Below are 3,233 nucleotides of genomic sequence, written 5' to 3'. Positions count from 1 at the left end.
AAGCGTGGCAACTACCTATCCTCGCGGGCAGTTTCCCACCAACTACTTTCGGCGTTAAGAAGCTTAACTTCTGTGTTCGGCATGGGAACAGGTGTATCCTTCTTGCCATCGCCACCACACTTCTTTGCTCGTACCTTCAAAACTAGATATTAAGTTTAATGAATTATTTCTACACTTCAAACTGCTGACTTGGTTAAGTCCTCGATCTATTAGTACTGCTCAGCTCCAAGTATCACTACTCTTCCACCCGCAGCCTATCTACGTCATATTCTTTAACGGATCTTACTTCCTTAACGGAATGGGAAATCTCATCTTGAGGGGGGCTTCACACTTAGATGCTTTCAGCGTTTATCCCGTCCATACGTAGCTACCCAGCGATGCTCTTGGCAGAACAACTGGTACACCAGAGGTATGTCCATCCCGGTCCTCTCGTACTAAGGACAGCTCCTCTCAAATTTCCTACGCCCGCGACGGATAGGGACCGAACTGTCTCACGACGTTCTGAACCCAGCTCGCGTACCGCTTTAATGGGCGAACAGCCCAACCCTTGGGACCGACTACAGCCCCAGGATGCGATGAGCCGACATCGAGGTGCCAAACCTCCCCGTCGATGTGAACTCTTGGGGGAGATAAGCCTGTTATCCCCAGGGTAGCTTTTATCCGTTGAGCGATGGCCCTTCCATTCGGTACCACCGGATCACTAACTCCGACTTTCGTCCCTGCTCGACTTGTCAGTCTCGCAGTCAAGCTCGCTTTTACGTTTACACTCTACGAATGATTTCCAACCATTCTGAGCGAACCTTTGAGCGCCTCCGTTACTTTTTAGGAGGCGACCGCCCCAGTCAAACTGCCCACCAGACACTGTCCCTCACCACGTTTATTGGTGTAGGTTAGAGCTTTCATATAACAAGGGTAGTATCCCACCAACGCCTCCATCGAAACTAGCGTTCCGATATCTACGGCTCCTACCTATCCTGTACATGTCACACAAAAACTCAATATCAAGCTACAGTAAAGCTCCATGGGGTCTTTCCGTCCTGTCGCGGGTAACCCGCATCTTCACGGGTATTATAATTTCACCGAGTCTCTCGTTGAGACAGTGCCCAAATCATTACGCCTTTCGTGCGGGTCGGAACTTACCCGACAAGGAATTTCGCTACCTTAGGACCGTTATAGTTACGGCCGCCGTTTACTGGGGCTTCAATTCTCAGCTTCGCTTACGCTAACTGATCCTCTTAACCTTCCAGCACCGGGCAGGCGTCAGCCCATATACGTCATCTTACGATTTAGCATAGACCTGTGTTTTTGATAAACAGTTGTTTGGGCCTATTCACTGCGGCTGGCTGTTACACCAGCACCCCTTCTCCCGAAGTTACGGGGTCATTTTGCCGAGTTCCTTAACGAGAGTTCACTCGCTGACCTTAGGATTCTCTCCTCGACTACCTGTGTCGGTTTGCGGTACGGGTAGTTTATTTCTAACTAGAAACTTTTCTCGGCAGTGTGAGTTACTGTGCTTCGCTACTATAATTTCACTCCCCATCACAGCTTGTCCTTAAAGTGTTAAGCATTTGACTCAACTCAAGACTTACTGCTTGGACGCGCATATCCATCAGCGCGCTCACATCATCCTCCTGCGTCCTTCCATCGTTCAAACAAAATAAACTAGTACAGGAATCTCAACCTGTTTTCCATCGATTACACCTCTCGGTCTCATCTTAGGTCCCGACTAACCCTGGGTGGACGAGCCTTCCCCAGGAAACCTTAGTCTTTCGGCCGACCAGATTCTCACTGGTCTTTCGTTACTCATACCGGCATTCTCACTTCTAAAAACTCCACTGCTCCTCACGGTACAGCTTCAATGCTTTTACAACGCTCTCCTATCACGTGTCTTACGACACATCCACAGTTTCGGTATCATGCTTAGCCCCGGTACATTTTCGGCGCAGAATCACTCGACTAGTGAGCTATTACGCACTCTTTGAATGAATGGCTGCTTCTAAGCCAACATCCTAGTTGTCTGTGCATTTCCACATCCTTTTCCACTTAGCATGAATTTTGGGACCTTAACTGGTGATCTGGGCTGTTTCCCTTTCGACGATGGATCTTATCACTCACCGTCTGACTCCCGGGTATAGATCTATGGCATTCGGAGTTTATCTGAATTCAGTAACCCAAGACGGGCCCCTAGTCCAAACAGTGCTCTACCTCCACGATCCTTTTCCCCGAGGCTAACCCTAAAGCTATTTCGGAGAGAACCAGCTATCTCCAAGTTCGTTTGGAATTTCACCGCTACCCACACCTCATCCCAGCATTTTTCAACATACATGGGTTCGGTCCTCCAGTGCGTTTTACCGCACCTTCAACCTGGACATGGGTAGGTCACTTGGTTTCGGGTCTACGTCTACATACTTAGTCGCCCTATTCAGACTCGCTTTCGCTTCGGCTCCGTATTTTCTACTTAACCTTGCATGCAAACGTAACTCGCCGGTTCATTCTACAAAAGGCACGCCATCACTCTTTAACGAGCTCTGACTACTTGTAGGCACACGGTTTCAGGATCTGTTTCACTCCCCTTCCGGGGTTCTTTTCACCTTTCCCTCACGGTACTGGTTCACTATCGGTCACTAGGGAGTATTTAGCCTTGGGAGATGGTCCTCCCAGATTCCGACGGGGTTTCTCGTGTCCCGCCGTACTCAGGATACAGACTAGAGTGGATCCGATTTCGCTTACGAGGCTTTCACTCCCTCTGGCCAAGCTTTCCAACTTGTTCAGCTATCTTTTCCTTTTTTCTCATGTCGTCTGTCCTACAACCCCAAAGAGCAAGCTCTCTGGTTTGGGCTGTTCCCGTTTCGCTCGCCGCTACTATGGAAATTGATTTTTCTTTCTCTTCCTGCAACTACTTAGATGTTTCAGTTCATTGCGTCTTCCTCTTACAAGCTATGTATTCACTTGCAAGTAATCATCCATTACGATGACCGGGTTCCCCCATTCGGAAATCCCCGGGTCATAGCTTACTTACAGCTATCCGAGGCGTATCGTCGTTAGTTACGTCCTTCATCGGCTCCTAGTGCCTAGGCATCCACCGTGCGCCCTTTATAACTTAACCTATCAATTACAAAGGTAATTCTTAATACATACGATCTCTCGTACAAAATGGTGATATTATCACCACGCAGTTTTCGGTGTTTCTTTAATTCATTATTTCTTAATATCCAGTTTTCAAGGTACGAGTT

At 48.3% G+C, this 3,233-nt stretch carries 2 rRNA genes; both read right to left on the bottom strand.

Going from position 1 to position 3,233, the window contains the following annotated elements:
* Positions 1-2 precede the first annotated feature (2 nt).
* A 5S ribosomal RNA gene (gene rrf / locus FC27_RS11325) occupies positions 3-119 on the bottom strand.
* Positions 120-189: 70 nt separating this feature from the next.
* A 23S ribosomal RNA gene (locus FC27_RS11320) occupies positions 190-3,106 on the bottom strand.
* Positions 3,107-3,233 lie beyond the last annotated feature (127 nt).

It is taken from the genome of Companilactobacillus versmoldensis DSM 14857 = KCTC 3814, assembly GCF_001434295.1.
GTDB lineage: Bacteria > Bacillota > Bacilli > Lactobacillales > Lactobacillaceae > Companilactobacillus > Companilactobacillus versmoldensis.
This window is presented reverse-complemented; position numbering and strand designations above follow the sequence as displayed.